The organism is Paenibacillus phocaeensis, from assembly GCF_900021165.1.
Classification (GTDB): Bacteria; Bacillota; Bacilli; order Paenibacillales; family Paenibacillaceae; genus Fontibacillus; species Fontibacillus phocaensis.
Genome location: NZ_FCOQ01000012.1, coordinates 178,605 through 193,062 on the forward strand (window position 1 = coordinate 178,605; position 14,458 = coordinate 193,062).

The 14,458-nt window shown below is 57.8% G+C and carries 14 protein-coding genes; 6 read left to right on the forward strand and 8 right to left on the reverse strand.

Features of this window, described 5'->3' with window-relative positions; translation table 11 throughout:
* Nucleotides 1-14: 14 nt before the first annotated feature.
* From BN3795_RS06305 to prfA, 8 genes are all read right to left on the reverse strand, one after another.
* Entirely contained in the window at nt 15-575 is a 561-nt protein-coding gene (locus tag BN3795_RS06305) for a manganese efflux pump MntP (RefSeq protein WP_068783855.1), read from the reverse strand.
* 1,370 nt (nt 576-1,945) lie between these two features.
* Nucleotides 1,946-2,818 (reverse strand): DUF72 domain-containing protein, encoded by an 873-nt coding sequence (locus tag BN3795_RS06310; RefSeq protein ID WP_068783856.1) that lies wholly within the window; start codon nt 2,816-2,818, stop codon nt 1,946-1,948.
* A gap of 4 nt (nt 2,819-2,822) precedes the next feature.
* Nucleotides 2,823-3,476 (reverse strand): L-threonylcarbamoyladenylate synthase, encoded by a 654-nt coding sequence (locus BN3795_RS06315; RefSeq protein ID WP_068783857.1) that lies wholly within the window; start codon nt 3,474-3,476, stop codon nt 2,823-2,825.
* A gap of 142 nt (nt 3,477-3,618) precedes the next feature.
* Nucleotides 3,619-4,311, reverse strand: coding sequence for a stage II sporulation protein R (spoIIR, locus tag BN3795_RS06320; RefSeq protein ID WP_068783858.1), 693 nt, complete (start codon nt 4,309-4,311; stop codon nt 3,619-3,621).
* Nucleotides 4,312-4,452: 141 nt separating this feature from the next.
* Complete coding sequence (locus BN3795_RS06325; protein WP_068783859.1) at nt 4,453-5,673, reverse strand: FtsW/RodA/SpoVE family cell cycle protein; 1,221 nt, start codon at nt 5,671-5,673, stop codon at nt 4,453-4,455.
* Between the two features lie 218 nt (nt 5,674-5,891).
* Entirely contained in the window at nt 5,892-6,167 is a 276-nt protein-coding gene (locus tag BN3795_RS06330; RefSeq protein WP_068783860.1) for a hypothetical protein, read from the reverse strand.
* Between the two features lie 118 nt (nt 6,168-6,285).
* Nucleotides 6,286-7,155 (reverse strand): peptide chain release factor N(5)-glutamine methyltransferase, encoded by an 870-nt coding sequence (prmC, locus tag BN3795_RS06335; RefSeq protein WP_068784056.1) that lies wholly within the window; start codon nt 7,153-7,155, stop codon nt 6,286-6,288.
* Nucleotides 7,156-7,180: 25 nt separating this feature from the next.
* A complete protein-coding gene (gene prfA / locus BN3795_RS06340; protein WP_068783861.1) occupies nt 7,181-8,248 on the reverse strand; it encodes a peptide chain release factor 1 in 1,068 nt (355 codons plus the stop codon).
* A 207-nt stretch (nt 8,249-8,455) separates the two neighbouring features.
* Here prfA and BN3795_RS06345 point away from each other — a divergent pair, with 207 nt between their 5' ends.
* From BN3795_RS06345 to BN3795_RS06370, 6 genes are all read left to right on the forward strand, one after another.
* Nucleotides 8,456-9,382: a LysR family transcriptional regulator gene (locus BN3795_RS06345; protein ID WP_068783862.1), complete on the forward strand. Its 927-nt coding sequence runs from the start codon at nt 8,456-8,458 to the stop codon at nt 9,380-9,382.
* A 142-nt stretch (nt 9,383-9,524) separates the two neighbouring features.
* The gene (locus BN3795_RS06350; protein ID WP_068783863.1) at nt 9,525-10,322 is read left to right on the forward strand and encodes an ABC transporter ATP-binding protein; all 798 of its coding nucleotides are present in this window, start codon (nt 9,525-9,527) and stop codon (nt 10,320-10,322) included.
* Between the two features lie 31 nt (nt 10,323-10,353).
* Complete coding sequence (locus BN3795_RS06355; RefSeq protein ID WP_068783864.1) at nt 10,354-11,220, forward strand: ABC transporter permease; 867 nt, start codon at nt 10,354-10,356, stop codon at nt 11,218-11,220.
* A 50-nt stretch (nt 11,221-11,270) separates the two neighbouring features.
* Nucleotides 11,271-12,329, forward strand: a complete 1,059-nt coding sequence (locus BN3795_RS06360; protein WP_068783865.1) for an ABC transporter substrate-binding protein — start codon at nt 11,271-11,273, stop codon at nt 12,327-12,329.
* A 28-nt stretch (nt 12,330-12,357) separates the two neighbouring features.
* Entirely contained in the window at nt 12,358-13,098 is a 741-nt protein-coding gene (locus BN3795_RS06365; protein ID WP_068783866.1) for an isochorismatase family protein, read from the forward strand.
* A 9-nt stretch (nt 13,099-13,107) separates the two neighbouring features.
* The gene (locus tag BN3795_RS06370) at nt 13,108-14,385 is read left to right on the forward strand and encodes an MFS transporter (protein WP_110945050.1); all 1,278 of its coding nucleotides are present in this window, start codon (nt 13,108-13,110) and stop codon (nt 14,383-14,385) included.
* Nucleotides 14,386-14,458: the final 73 nt, after the last annotated feature.

A 14,458-nucleotide genomic window follows, 5' to 3' on the forward strand; every position in this document is an offset into this window, starting at 1 on the left:
AAACAACCGCCGTATCAAAAGATAAACAACAGCCCAAACGCCAGCAGGATCGCCCCGCCGGCCGCTTCGCCGTAATCGCCTAACGATCGTCCCACGCCTTTCCCCATCGCCAACCCCACCAAGGACATCACGCCGCCAAAAAGTCCGAAAGCCAGCACCGCCAGCAGCCACTCCCCGCGGAACATGCCCAGCGATACACCCACGGAAAAAGAGTCGATGCTGACGCTTAACGAGAACAACAGCACGCCAAACCAGGTCCGGGGGTTGATCGACTGCATCCCGCTGCCCTTGATCGAGCTGAGGATCATATGCGCGCCAAGCAGGAACAGCAACCCGCCCGCAGCGTACCGCGCCAGACTCCCCAGCAAGGCGCCGACATATTGTCCCGCCGCTATCCCCAGCAGAGGCATTAACACGTGAAAGAGAGCGACCATCGTCCCGATGCGGAGCGCGTCCTTCCGCCGGACTCCTCTCATGCCGATACCGACGCCCAGCGACAAAGCGTCCATCCCCAAGGCTGCCGCCATCAGCAGGATCGTCACCATCTCTCCCAGCCGCTCATAAGCCTCCGTCATAACCGTTAGTCCCCTTTGTCCCGTCTTTTGTACAACCATATGCGGACAGGTTCCGGTTCATGACTTGGCGGAGCGGGAGAGGAGGCGTCTGCGGGCGGAGGTTAGCGGGAGATGAGGCGTCTAGTGACGGAGATTAGTTGGGGAAGAGTGTCTGGTGACAGAGATTAGCGGCAAAGTGGCAGCCGAATTAGCAGGCATTCGGTGGATAGGCGTGACTTATGGAATTTTCAGCAAATCGCTGAAAATTCGCGTTGGACAACGCCGGACATCGCCGATCATCCCCATTTTACGGTGGGGCTTGTGGGCTGTAGGGTGTGTGGTAACTGCAGTGCGTGCAGGGCTGAAGAGGGCAGGATGTGCGGCATGTATAGGGTGCGAGGAATGTGCGGGGTATGTAGGCTGTGGAGAGAGTGCGGGAGTGAGGATTGTGGAAAAGAGTACAGGGTATGCGCGGGAGTGCAAGGTGTTTAACATATATAGGGTGTGAGGCATGTGCAGAGTGACCTGTAGGATGGGTAGAGAGTGCGTGGTGTGCGGGGTGCCGGGGGTATGCGGGGTATGTAGGATGGGTAGAGAGTGCGCAGGGCGGGATGAGTAAAGAGTGCAAGGTGTGCGCGGGATTGCAAAGTGTGCAACATATGTAGGGTGCAAGGGATGTGGAGGGTGCATAGAATGCGAGGGATGTGCGGGAAATGTGAGATTACAACGGAACAGAGCGGCAGTAATGTCAGCTTAACGCTTCACGGGGCTAAGTCCCGCCTAAACTTTACTTGTCTTTGCAGCATATGTATGGTGGGAGCGTGTCCGTGCGGGATATGGCGGGCTTGCAAAAGGCGTCAACAGGACGGATCCCCTCAGTATTAGCAGGTACACAGCAGAATGTCACCTTGATCGCCGCCCACGCCGCACCAATCGCACCAATAGAGGTAAATTATGGCGTTATTTTCACTAGCTAGGCGCATTTCACAATAATAGCGGTAATTTGTGGCGCTATTTCGCTTATTTTGAGGCCATCAGCCCTAAATCAGGAGAAATAACGGTATAAAATACCGCTATTCAACCCAAATAGGGCTCGCCCCGAAAAATAGCGCCAAATTATACCGCTATTTTCAATGACCCAGCATCAAACGAGCGTCCAACACCCTCAAACGGATGAACTGGACGAACAGAACTAAGAGGACTAAGGGAACTTAGGAACTTAGGAACTTAGCAACTTAGCAACTTAGGAACTTAGCCAACTTACCGGATCAATAGCACCGTGAGGTCTAAGCGGACTGAGCGGACTGAGTGGGACTTAAAAGGAACAAGGGGGCTGAGAGAATTAAGAGGATTAAGCGTTGCGTTGCTCATCCCATTCAGCGGATTAGCAATTAATCCCATAGTTCCTCCCCGCCGCCAAACAAATCCAGCTGACGCGGCGGCAGCGCACGCGGCGATTGGCCGAGCAGGTCCATCATCTCCAAAGCGTTAACCGCTGCATCCCCGCCGGAGTTGTTGTTAAAGAGCATGCAGATCTCCTTCGTCCCTTTGTGAAGTAACTGGTCCAGCTTCTCGATCCACGACAGGAGCTCCTCACGCGAATAACGATACAACGTACGGATCTCCCGCCAGTTGGATGCGCCGGCTTGGCTCCAGCCCGCGGCGTTCCGGCCGTGCATGCGGACGATCGTCAACTCGACATCCGTTGGTTCCAGCACCGTGGGAACCGAACCTTGTCCCGCCTGGGGTTCGTCGCAGACGATATGAATCCAGCCCTCCTGGCGCATGAATTCCAGCGTGCGTTCCCGGTGGTCGGCGGTAAACCAGCTTTGGTGGCGAAACTCCAGCGCAAGCGGCAAGCCCCCCATCCACTGGCGGATCGCCCGCAGTTGCCGGACGTGATCCGGCGTGCAGTCGAACCAGGGCGGGAACTGGAACATGACGGCTTTAAGCCGGCCGGCATCCACCACCGGGCGGATCGAGTCCAGGTAAGCCTGGAACATGTCGCCCGGACCGCCAAACGGCGATTTCCCCCGGCTATGGCCGGTCATCCCTTGGTAAGCTTTGATGATAAACGTGAAATTGGGCGGCGTCTCCGCCAGCCAGCGGCGATACACCTCTTCCCCCAGCACAGCGTAAAAAGAGCTGTCGACCTCCACCACGTTAAAATACTTCGCGTACCAAGCAAGCTTGGCTTTGGCCGGCGTCCGGGCAGGGTATAAATCGTCATGATCGCCCCAGCCGGCCAGGCCGATGCGGATCATGACCTCACCCCCTGCCCTCATCCTGATCTCCGCCGGCCTCAATCACCCGATGACCGGCGGCTTTCAGCAGCCGGTTCATCACCGCCGAGCCGAGCCCCTCCTCAGGGCAGGCTTCGGCGAGGATGTAGGTGACGCCGCATTCGTCGAAGCGGCGGAGCGCGGCGTAGAGACGGTGCGCCGCCGTCTCCAGCTCGGCCTCGCGGCCGAGCGATAGCGCGCAGTCGGCGCGGTAGGACGGGAGGCGCTCGTCGAAGGCGAGCACCCCCGTCTTCTCCCCGCGCGCCGCNGCCGTCTCGTTCACTTCCGTGACGAGTCCGTCCAGCTGGCTCACCTCGGCGATGTGCACGATCAGCGGATTATCGGACGGACGGCCTTTGGCGGCGAAGATCGCCTCCACGGCCGCCGTATTCCGCGCATCCGCCCCCAACCCGTACACCGTCTCCGTCGGGAACGCCACCGTCCCGCCGGAGACCAAGACCGCGGCGGCTTCCTTCAGGGCCGCCGCCTCTTCCCCTGCGAACGAAGCTTCCGAAGCTTCGGACCGGGGTTCGACGCGCCACCAGCGAGTCCACTTTGACGCCACCTTCCCCAGCGCAGGCAGGTCTGAGGTGTCACGGGGTTTATTTTCAATAGATGCCTTCGATTCGTTTCGCTTCATTCTCGCTCATCCCAAACTGTTCAGTAGTCAATCTATTCTACTATTATACCCGAACCCATCCATGCGCATAGCCCGTCCCGGCGACGCAGGCCGCAAAAAAACCGCCCGGACCCCTCCGAACGGCAGCTTATCCTATGAATTTTTAAGCAAATAAACCTGTAATCCAGTTCCACAGTTTCACCAACATATCCCACAGGAAGAAGCGAACCTCCGCTTGCTCCGGCTCAACCTGAACCGCATCCCCTGAAGTCCCGGCAGCCGAAGCCTTCGCAACCGCAGCGGTAGCCGCACCCGCGTCATTGGCCAGCGCATCCCCGCTGCCAGCGTCGATGAAGCACAGCGGCGGAAACAATACGCACCACCAGTTCTTCCCGTTGCCTTCGCCCAGCGTTACACGCAGTGCCTCGTAATCGCCGGCCGGATAAACCGCACCGCCGTACATTTTCGTCGGAAACGGCACCGTGCCGAGCTCTACTTGGTAATCGTAGTTTTTCCCATATTTCTTGAGCGTCTGGCCGACTTGCTCCTCGATCGCAGGCAGATGGTCGCGGATCACCCGGCGAGCCTCGTCCAGGCTTTGCGGATTTTCCAACTCGGCGACCCAGCCGTTCATTTGCTCAACCACGGCATCGCGAACACGGCGTTTGACCAGCTGATCCGAAGTCCCATCCGAATTGGCCAGAATGCGCAGCCGGATGGATTCCTGCGGAATCACTCCTTGCGTTCCCGCCGCAGCGGCGGTGTCCACCATTTGTCCCTCCCAGGACATCAACAGCATCACAATAGAAAAGAAGAAAAGGGCGAGTTTCTTACGGGAATTCGTGCGTGGATTCATGATTTCTTGCTCCTAACCAAACCGGTATTTCAGCAGCTGATGTCTATCAGTATGTCCGGTTAAGAGACTTCTAAACCTCGGAATCTAGTAAATTTTCGCACACGGAAAAATAGAGTGAATCCGCCCGCGCGCGCCTCCCGTTCACCCCTGGCCTTCCGGCCGGCGTTTGGATCGCAGCAGGGAATAACGCGAGACCGCAGCCGCCGGCGCTACCGGATTGTCCTCTTCCTTCTCTTGCCCGTAGATCCGGATGCTCATCGCCACGCCGATGCTCGCCATATTAATCAGCAGCGACGTGCCGCCGTAGCTGATGAAAGGCAGCGTGATGCCTGTCAGCGGCATCAGGCCGATGAACATGCCGACATTTTCGAAGATCTGATACAGCAGCATGGCCACGATCCCCACGATTAAATACGGTCCGCTGGTCTCGCGGCTTTCGAGGGAGATCAGGATCAACCTGTGAATCAGCACAAAATACAACAGCAGCAGCGCCGAGCTTCCGATAAACCCAAACTCCTCGGCAATGACCACGAAGATGGAGTCCGAGTAGGTGAGCGGCACGCGTTCCGACTGGACCGTCTCCCCCTTCATGTAGCCCTCCCCGGTCATACCGCCGGAGGCGATCGCCAGCTTGGCGTTTTTCGTATGATAGATCGCTTTGTCCGTCGCCTTCTCCGGGATGAGCCACGGGTCAATCCGATCCGCCCAATGCTCCCGTCCGATTTCAACGAGGAAGTTGTACATCTGGTCGTGGTACGTCTTGTAGGCGGTAATGCCTCCGATCACCGAACCAACGAAGATCACGACGGCGATCAGCGCATGCCAATATTTGATGTTCCCGATCCACAGCATGCCCGCCAATATAACGAGATAGCTCAGCGCATTCCCCAAGTCGTTCTGCGCCATCACGGCGACGAACGGAATGAAGGTCAGCAGGCAGATCGGCACGACATCACGCCAGAAGGAGAGGCGGGGCTTGCGTTTGCGCAGCAGCATGAACCCGAGAAAGATAACCAGCAGCAGCTTGAAAAACTCCGCCGGCTGAAAGCTTTGATTAATGACCGGAATCGTCAGCCAACCGGTCGCGTTGTAATACGTATTGCCGATAAACATGACCACGACCAGCAGCCCGAAACCGCTCAGGTATAGATAGGGCGCGTACTTCACCAGCAGTCGGTAGTCGACAATCGAAACGCCGAAAAACACGGCGAACCCCAGCGCGTAATACGCCAGCATGCGAAGATGGTGTCCGTCATATTTGGTGCCCGACGTGGCGCTGTACAGCACCGCGATACTGATGACCATGAGCAGCAGCAGGATCACGACGATGGAGTAATCGATTTTCTTCAGTTTGCTCAGCATGAACATCCTCTTTTCTTTATCAAGAAACCCCGTACCTTTACTTTAAAAGAAACCCGCCCCAACTACAAATGAGCCCTTTGACCCAAATAACGGGTAAAGCGGCGAAAAGGTTTCCCTTTCGGGGTTATTTTCCCGGCAGCGCAAAAAAAAGACACCAACGCAAGCGTTGGTGCCCGAAAAGGGGAGTCGGGATAAGAAAGGAAAATGGGAGGGGGAGGTTAAACGGGGGTAATCAGCGTGATGAGGCCCGTAGCCGCCGTCAGCGCGAAAATACCGATGGTTTGAATGTTGCCAAGCTCAACGGAAAACGTGCTGCCTTGCGTCACGGTCTGGATAAAATCCGGCGCATTGTACCGGGTAATGCGGAGCTCGACGTTACCCAGCGTAGCCGCGACCGTAACGATCCCGGTTGGGCCCAGCGGATCGGCGGCCACGAAATAACCTTGGCCGACGCCGGCCGCTTGCGCATACGGAAACGTCAGTGTGAACGCCATGTGGAATCTCCTCCTTTCGGCTTGAGATACCACATTCTATGAAACTATCCTTCCAAAGTGAGCGGCTTTTGGTTAAGGAGATTCACCTATTTTCATAGAGTCGCGTTAAGGGGAGGGGTTATCGCCCGTGCGCGAGGCCCAGCACGTGGCGGTCAATCCCGGCGAGATCGGGGACGGTCACGATCTCGTCCCAATGGCCGGCGGCGCGCAGCAGCTCCGCGACGTCCGCGGCCTGGCCCTGGCCGAGCTCGAAGCCGATCAGGCGAGGCGGCCGCGGCAGCAGCGCGAGCTGCGCCATCATGGCCCGGTAGGGCGCAAGCCCGTCCGGGCCGCCGTCCAGCGCGCCGCGCGGCTCATAGTCCCGCACCTCCGGCTGCAGGTGCGGGATCTCCTCCGCCGGTATGTACGGCGGATTCGACACCACGATGTCCAGCGGCTCGCCGGCGAACGGTTCAAGCAGGTTCCCCTGCTTGAACGCCACCGCGAGGCCGAGCCGCCGGACATTGTCCTGCGCCACCGCCAGGGCGTCCGGCGAGATATCGCTCGCCGCGACGCGCCATGCTGGGCGCAGATGAGCCAGGGCTGCGGCGATCGCGCCGCTGCCCGTGCCGATGTCGGCGGCGTACGGCGCGCCGCCGGGCCACAGCGCATCGCCTTCCAGCGCGATGCGCTCCACGAGCAGCTCCGTTTCCGGCCGGGGGATCAGCACCGCCGGGTTGACCCGGAAGGTCAACCCGTAGAATTCCTGCTCCCCGGTGATGTACTGCGCTGGCTCGCCCGCCGCTTTGCGGCGGATCACCGCTTCCCAGGCGGCCTGCTTGTCCGCCGGGAACGGCTCGCGAAGCGCGGCCAGATACGCCGCGCCCTCAAGACCCAGCACGTGGCGGAGCAGCAGCTCCGCATTCGACTCGGGCTCCCGCACGCCCGCCGCCGCTAAAAAAGAAGAAGCCTCTTTACGGGCTTCCCATATCGTCATTGCACCGGACATCCGGTATCCTTCATTGTGCAACACGTTATTCTCCTTTTTCCATCAGTTCGGCTTGTTCGGCAATCGTCAGCGCCGATACGATCTCTTCGATCTCCCCGTTCATCACCTGATCCAGCTTGTGCAGGGTCAAGCCGATACGGTGGTCGGTTACCCGGCTTTGCGGGAAGTTATAGGTGCGGATCCGCTCGCTGCGATCCCCGGTGCCCACCTTGCTCTTCCGTTCGCCGGCGTATTTCGCTTCCTCTTCCTGACGTTTCATATCAAAGATCCGGGCGCGCAGCACCTGCAGCGCCTTCTCTTTGTTGGAGTTCTGCGATTTCCCATCTTGGCAGGTCGCCACGATGCCGGTCGGAATATGCGTTACCCGTACGGCGGATTTCGTCGTGTTGACCGATTGTCCGCCCGCCCCGCTGGAGCAGAACGTATCGACGCGAATATCCTTATCCAAAATTTCGATATCGACGTCCTCGACTTCCGGCAACACCGCTACTGTCGAAGTCGACGTGTGAATCCGTCCGCCGGACTCCGTCGCCGGAATGCGCTGCACGCGGTGCGCGCCGCTCTCGTATTTCAGCTTGCTGTAAGCGCCCCGGCCGTTAATCATAAAGATAACCTCTTTGAAACCGCCAAGGTCGCTTTCGTTCATATCCATTACGTCGACACGCCAGCCCTGAGCGTCCGCATACCGCGTATACATCCGGTACAAATCGGCGGCAAATAACGCCGCTTCATCCCCGCCGGCCGCACCGCGAATTTCCACAATTACGTTCTTATCGTCGTTCGGGTCTTTCGGCAACAGCAAAATGCGAATCTTCTCTTCCAATTCCTGCTGGCGCGCGCTCAGTTCCTCGATTTCCATCTTCACCATCTCGCGCATCTCATCATCCAGCTTCTCGGCCTGCATCGCTTTTGCCGCTTCCAGCTCTTCAACAACATTCTTATATTCGGTGTACGCCTCATAAGCCGGCTGTAAATCCGATTGTTCTTTGGAGTAATCCCGCAGTCGTTTCGAGTCGTTCGCGACGTCCGGATCGCAAAGCAGTTCGCTCAGCTTCTCGTAACGGTCAGCCAGGGATTGTAGTCGGTCCAACAAGGGATGTCACCTCTCTTCATTCAATCGCGTTCTCTTATAAAAAGCCGCTCATCCGCAGGCTTCGTAATACAGGGATAAACGACTTTTTATTATACCACAGAACGTTCGAAACGGCTAGCCTGCCCGCCCCTCTTCCGGGTTATCGGATTTTCATGTAAAATAATCTCACTCCCTCGCCAGTATCCTTTGCCAAAGGAGGCCTCGCCCATGGACATGCTGGATCTCAAGGTGTTTATTGCCGTAGCGGAAAGCGAAAGCATGAGCAAAGCCGCCGGGATCGTCGCTTTAACCCAACCCGCCGTCAGTTTCCGGATCGCCGGCCTGGAGGCGGAACTCGGCGCCCCTTTGTTTCACCGCACACGTTCAGGCGCGTTCCTGACGGAAGCCGGCCGCAAATTTTACTTCTACGCCCAATACGCCCTCAGCGCTCTGGAGGCCGGGCAGGAATCGATCCGCACGCTCACCGATCCGCATCCGCACGCGGAGGAAATACTCCGAATCGGCATCGTGGAGTCATTAACCCATGTCATGCTGCCGGCCGTTATTCAGTCCATCAAACAGCAAACGTCGGTGATCCAGTGGAAAATCAATACCGGTCAATCGCTCGATTTGGCCTTGCGAACGGCCTCCGGTGAACTCGATATCTCTTTCATCAACCAAACCTATTCCCCGCTCCCCCAATTGGGCACCGTAAAATTGTTCGAGGAGCCGCTCGTCTTTATCGGTCCGAAGCAATCCGAATTCCCCCGCTACCACAGCCTCATCACCTATCTGGAGGAAGTGCCTTTCATTTTGCTCAAGCGGTACATGCCGCTAAGGGAGCTGCTGGAACACGAGTTGTTTCGCCCGCTGCGAGTGTATCCCCGGCAGCTCATCGAGGTGGACAGCTCCCATCTGATCCGCCAGATGGTTGAGCAGGGTACCGGCTGCTCCTTTCTGCCCGTTTCTTCCCTTTGGCCAGCCGGCAGCGACGCCGAAATTGAGCGCATTTCGCTTCCGGAAATCCGTTTGCGGCAAAGCTTCTATTGCGTGTATCCCCAATCCGCGCTTGATCACATTCTCAAACTCCTTCCGGATTTGCAAGCCGGTATCCATGCGCAGGTCGTCCGCTTCCGTAATGGCGGAACCTCTTAATCTCCCTTCCCGTTCCTCGCAAGAATTTCTCAATCTATATTCGCGTTAGATTCATGATACTTTATCTTACATAAACACTTCTTATCACCCTCCTCGTGTGATGTATATTACTATAAATTTAACACAAAGGAGGTGACAAACCATGAACTCGTACAAAATGGAGCTTGAGAACGTCAGCAAAACGTATCAAGCCGCCGACGGTTCCCCCGTCCAGGCGCTTGGTCCAATCACCATGCGGATCCCCAATCACCGTTTCGTTAGCATCGTGGGTCCCAGCGGCTGCGGAAAATCAACGTTGTTCAACATCATCTCCGGGCTGCTGGGGAACTCGGAGGGGGCCATCTTTGTAAACGGCAACCGCGTGGACGGACTGACCGGCATCACCGGTTATATGCTGCAGAAGGATTTGCTGCTTCCCTGGCGGACCATCTTGGACAATGTCATTCTTGGTCTGGAAATTCAGGGAACCCCCAAGCGGGAGGCCAAAGCCAAGGCGCTGCCATTGCTTCACAAGTACGGTTTGAAGGGATTCGAGCATCACTACCCCGCCCAGCTCTCCGGAGGAATGCGGCAGCGGGCAGCGCTGCTGCGGACGATCATGTACGACCGCGACATCATCCTCTTGGACGAACCGTTTGGCGCACTGGACGCCCAGACCCGCGCCATGATGCAGGAATGGCTGCTGGATCTTTGGGACGATTTTCAGAAGACGATCCTGTTTGTCACCCATGACATGGAAGAGGCGATTTACCTCTCCGACGAGGTCTACATCATGACTTCCCGCCCGGGCACCATCAAGCGCCATCTGACCATTAACCTGCCGCGGCCCCGCAAACCGCAAATCATCACCACGCCGGAGTTTACGCAATTAAAGGAAGAAGCGCTGCGGACGTTATCCGAAGAAACGTTAAAGGCCTATCAGCAGGAAGCCGCCGTGTAAAATCCATCCCCAAAGAAAGGAGTGATGCATAATGTCAAGCGAAGCGGATGCAGTGAAAAGCGGTAGCTCTCTGGCCGGCCTCCGGTCTGCCGGTGCGCCCCGAACCCGGGCCAACGCCCTGAAGTACGAGATGGCTACGCCGAAGACGTGGCTGGTGAATACCGGACGTTTTGCCGTGTTTCTCGTTGTTTTGCTGCTATGGGAAGCCGGCGCCCGTACCGGGCTGATCAATGCCTTCTTCTGGAGCCAGCCGACGGATATCGCCCATACGTGGTGGATCGGCGTACAGACCGGCTCCGTCTGGCAGGATACGATGTATACGTTCCGCTCCACCGTTCTGGGATTTTTGCTTGGAACTGCCGGCGGCACGCTGCTGGGACTCTCCTTCTGGTGGTCCAAATATTATGCTCGCATCTTCGAACCGTTCATCATCATGTTTGAAGCGATGCCCAAGCTGGCCCTTGCCCCCATCATCGTGCTTGTGTTCGGGATCGGCATCGGCTCGAAAATCGCGATGGGGTTTGCCATCACCGTCGTCATCACCACGTTAACCACCTACAACGGCGTGCGCAGCGTCGACCGCGATCTCGTCCGGATGGTGTATTCGCTTGGCGCCTCCAGGCTGCAGGTGTTCGGCAAAGTCATCGTCCCCACGGCGATTCCGGCCATGATCTCCGCATTGCGAATTAATATCGGCCTCGCCCTCACAGGGGCGATCGTCGGCGAATACATCGGCTCCGAGCAAGGACTGGGACGCATGATCTTCTACGCCGGGCAAACCTATGAAATCAGTCTGATCTGGGCCAACATCTTTAATTTGTCGATCCTTTCCATGCTGCTGTACCTCCTGGTCGGTAAATTGGAGAAGGTATTGCTCAAGGGCTTCACTCATAAATAAAGAACTGCAAAAAACAAAGAGAACCAGGGATATCGGAGGGGGATCCAAAAATGATCAAAGCTGCGTTTGCCTCACGCCGCGTCATGTTCATCGCCGTTTTGCTTATCGCCGCGCTGTTCGCCGGCTGCAGCAGCAATGCCGCCCGGAAATCCGGAGTCGGAACGCCTGCCGCCTCCAGCGAAGCCAATGCCTCAGAGAGCCCGGACACGGGGACGGCCAAAGAGCTTGTGATCGCCGAACCGGTTCACAGCACCGGCTACCTGCCGCTGTACATCGCCATCCGCAAAGGGCTCTTCGACGGGCTGAACGTCAAGACCGTGACCCTTTCGGGCGGGAGCGCCCACACCAATGCCGTGCTGACCGATCAGGCCTTCGGTTTTATCGGCGGCCCCGAACATAACGCCTTCGCCAAAGCAAAAGGAGCGGAGCTGCGCGCCATCGTCAACATCGTGAACCGGGGCAACGTCTATCTTGTCGCCCGTTCCGACTTGGATCCCGGCACGGAGATCGCCGCCTTCATGAAGGGCAAGACGGTTGCCGTGTCCCAGTACGGCGGAACGCCGAACTCGATCATTCGTTATTTGGCCGGCGAGTGGGGCTTGGGGCTCGACAAGGACTTGAAGCTGAAAGAGGTCGATACCGGCGCAATCCCCGCGGTCTTGCAGCAAAAGCAAGGCGATGTCGCCGTCGTCACCGAACCGATGCTGACGCAAGGCATCGAAGAGGGCATTTGGGGAGAGCCGTTCTACAACGTCCCTCGGGAGCTTGGCCCCTACGCCTATTCGACCATCAATATCAAGCTCGACAACATCACCGGAGACCCTGACACCGTTCGCAAATTCGTGGAAGGCATCCATCAGGGCCTCGAGTTTATCCGCGACAACAAGGAGGAGAGCATGGAGATCGCCAAGCTGGAGTTCCCGTCCATGGCCGAGGAACTGCTCCAGGCGACCATCGACCGTTCTTACGAGGATGCCATGTGGGAGTTCTCGGGTCAAATCAGCGAAGAAGCCGTAAACACCGGGCTGGCTGTCGTACGTTCCGCCGGACTGCTGAAAGACGAATCCATCGGCTACGATGATATCGTTGATACGCAGTTCGTAAAATAAACCAAGACCTTAAGGAGGTTGTTTCAGGATGAGAATTTGGGACCGCTTTTTAACCGACCGCGATAAACAGGTATTCGGCAGCGCCGGATATGACGCCAAAGCCGGATTCGGCAAACGCCCGGCGATTCTGGTCATCGACGTCAGCTACGGCTTCTGCGGCCACAAGAAGGAGCCGATCCTCGACTCCGTCAAGCAATGGCGCAACAGCTGCGGCGAATCCGCCTGGGATGCCATCCCCTATATCCAGCAGTTGCTGCATGCCGCGAGGGAGCAGCGGGTTCCGATCTTCTACACAACCGGCGTCGATCGGCGTCCGGACGGATTTGACGCCGGCGGCTGGCGCAGAAAAAATACGCGTTCCGGGGAAATCGAAGGGGTCGCCGGCTACGGCAGCAACGAGATCGTCCGGGAGATCGGTCCGCAGCCCAGCGATATCGTGATCGAGAAGCTGAAGCCCTCGCCTTTCCACGGCACGCCACTGCTCGGCTTTCTGACCGATCTGGGGATCGACACCCTGCTGATTTGCGGCACAACCACCGGCGGTTGCGTTCGCGCCGGCGTCATCGACGCCTTCTCCTATAATTTCTACGTCGGGGTCGTCGAGGAATGCACGTTCGACCGCGGCGAAGCGTCCCACGCCATCAACCTTTTCGACATGAATGCCAAATATGCGGATGTCATCCGCACGGAAGAAGCCGTAAGCTACCTGTACCAAACCGATAAGGGCTTGCATGACGGCAAAATCGCATTCCCTGCCGTAAACTCCTGATGTCGTAGCATGATGTACCGCAACTTCATCTGGATCTCCTTATCTTGCGGGTTGTATTGGTTCGCCTTTTCCTTAACCCGGCCGATCATCGCTCTGTATGCCGCCTCGCTGGGGCTGCAGAGCGCTGCGATCGGCATGGTGCTGGCAGTTTACGCCCTGCTGCCCATGCTGGCCGCGATCCCCGGCGGCTACATCGCTGACCGGTTCGGCCGGACTACCGTTCTGCGCGCCGGTTCCGTCATGATGTTGTTCAGCGGCGTGTTGTATGGGATCTCCACCGGCCCCTGGACGCTGGCGTTCGCCCAACTGCTCGCCGGCCTCGGTCAAATGGCCGTATGGCTGGCGGTCCAGGTACTGGTTACCGAAGGGCCGGCCCAAGGGAACGAATCCCGCTTCGCGACCTTCTCTTTGTATATGGCGATTGGCCAAACGACCGCTCCCATTGTTTCAGGATACTTGGCGGATCGTTGGGGTTACCGGATGGTGTTTGCCGGATACCTGTTCACCGGCCTGCTGCTGATCTTTACCTCGTGGCGCTGCCGCGAAGATCCTGGCGTCCTTCCGAAAGCATCGAGAAATCCTGGCGAGGCGGCACCATCCGGGGCCGAATCTTCATCCACCGCTCGACCCTCCGCCGTCAGGGAGGAACGATGGTTCGAGCAATGTCTCAGGCTGCTGCAAAACCGCAAATTTGCGGTCATTCTGTTGGCCACCTTCATCTCCTTGTTTATCGTGGACGTTCGAACGGCCTATCTGCCCTTGCATCTGGAATCGCTGGGCATCTCCAACACCCGCGTCGGGCTGCTCGTTTCCATCGGCGCGGTGTCGGCGCTGTTCGTCCGCCCGATCTATCCGCGCCTGATGGCCAAGCTTGGCTTCGGGCGGACGTTGTTCCTGACCTTCGCAGTCTCGCTTCTGCTGCTGTTCATCGCGCCGTTGCTGACGAATTTTTATGCGATTGCGGCGCTGGTGTTCGTAACCGGCCTGGCGCTCGGCATCAATCAACCGATGACGCTGTCGATGATCGCCGGCTCCACAGCGCCGGAAGAACGGGGGCTTGGGGTGGGGCTGCGACTGATGTCCAACCGGGCAGCCCAGTTTATGGACCCGCTCTTGTTTAGCTTCTTCACCGCTTTTGCCAGTCTGCAGACATCCTTCGTGCTCGTAGGGCTCCTGCTCCTTGCCTGCTGCGCGTTTGCGCTTCACCTCTATCTGACGGCAGAGAAGGATCGGCTGCGATACGGCCCGAAATTAACCAAAAGCCGCGAAATTCAACAACATCGTTGAACTTCGCGGCTTTGCGGTTATCGGATGCGCCTGTTCGATCGGCATCCTTCAGGAGCCGGCAGAATCATCTGCG

Coding starts and splice junctions, on each gene's coding strand:
- BN3795_RS06305 (WP_068783855.1), bottom strand. CDS start 575: ATGACGGAGGCTTATGAGCGGCTGGGAGAGATGGTGACGATCCTGCTG.
- BN3795_RS06310 (WP_068783856.1), bottom strand. CDS start 2,818: ATGATCCGCATCGGCCTGGCCGGCTGGGGCGATCATGACGATTTATAC.
- spoIIR (WP_068783858.1), bottom strand. CDS start 4,311: ATGAATCCACGCACGAATTCCCGTAAGAAACTCGCCCTTTTCTTCTTT.
- BN3795_RS06325 (WP_068783859.1), bottom strand. CDS start 5,673: ATGCTGAGCAAACTGAAGAAAATCGATTACTCCATCGTCGTGATCCTG.
- BN3795_RS06330 (WP_068783860.1), bottom strand. CDS start 6,167: ATGGCGTTCACACTGACGTTTCCGTATGCGCAAGCGGCCGGCGTCGGC.
- prmC (WP_068784056.1), bottom strand. CDS start 7,155: ATGTCCGGTGCAATGACGATATGGGAAGCCCGTAAAGAGGCTTCTTCT.
- BN3795_RS06345 (WP_068783862.1), top strand. CDS start 8,456: ATGGACATGCTGGATCTCAAGGTGTTTATTGCCGTAGCGGAAAGCGAA.
- BN3795_RS06350 (WP_068783863.1), top strand. CDS start 9,525: ATGAACTCGTACAAAATGGAGCTTGAGAACGTCAGCAAAACGTATCAA.
- BN3795_RS06355 (WP_068783864.1), top strand. CDS start 10,354: ATGTCAAGCGAAGCGGATGCAGTGAAAAGCGGTAGCTCTCTGGCCGGC.
- BN3795_RS06360 (WP_068783865.1), top strand. CDS start 11,271: ATGATCAAAGCTGCGTTTGCCTCACGCCGCGTCATGTTCATCGCCGTT.
- BN3795_RS06365 (WP_068783866.1), top strand. CDS start 12,358: ATGAGAATTTGGGACCGCTTTTTAACCGACCGCGATAAACAGGTATTC.
- BN3795_RS06370 (WP_110945050.1), top strand. CDS start 13,108: ATGATGTACCGCAACTTCATCTGGATCTCCTTATCTTGCGGGTTGTAT.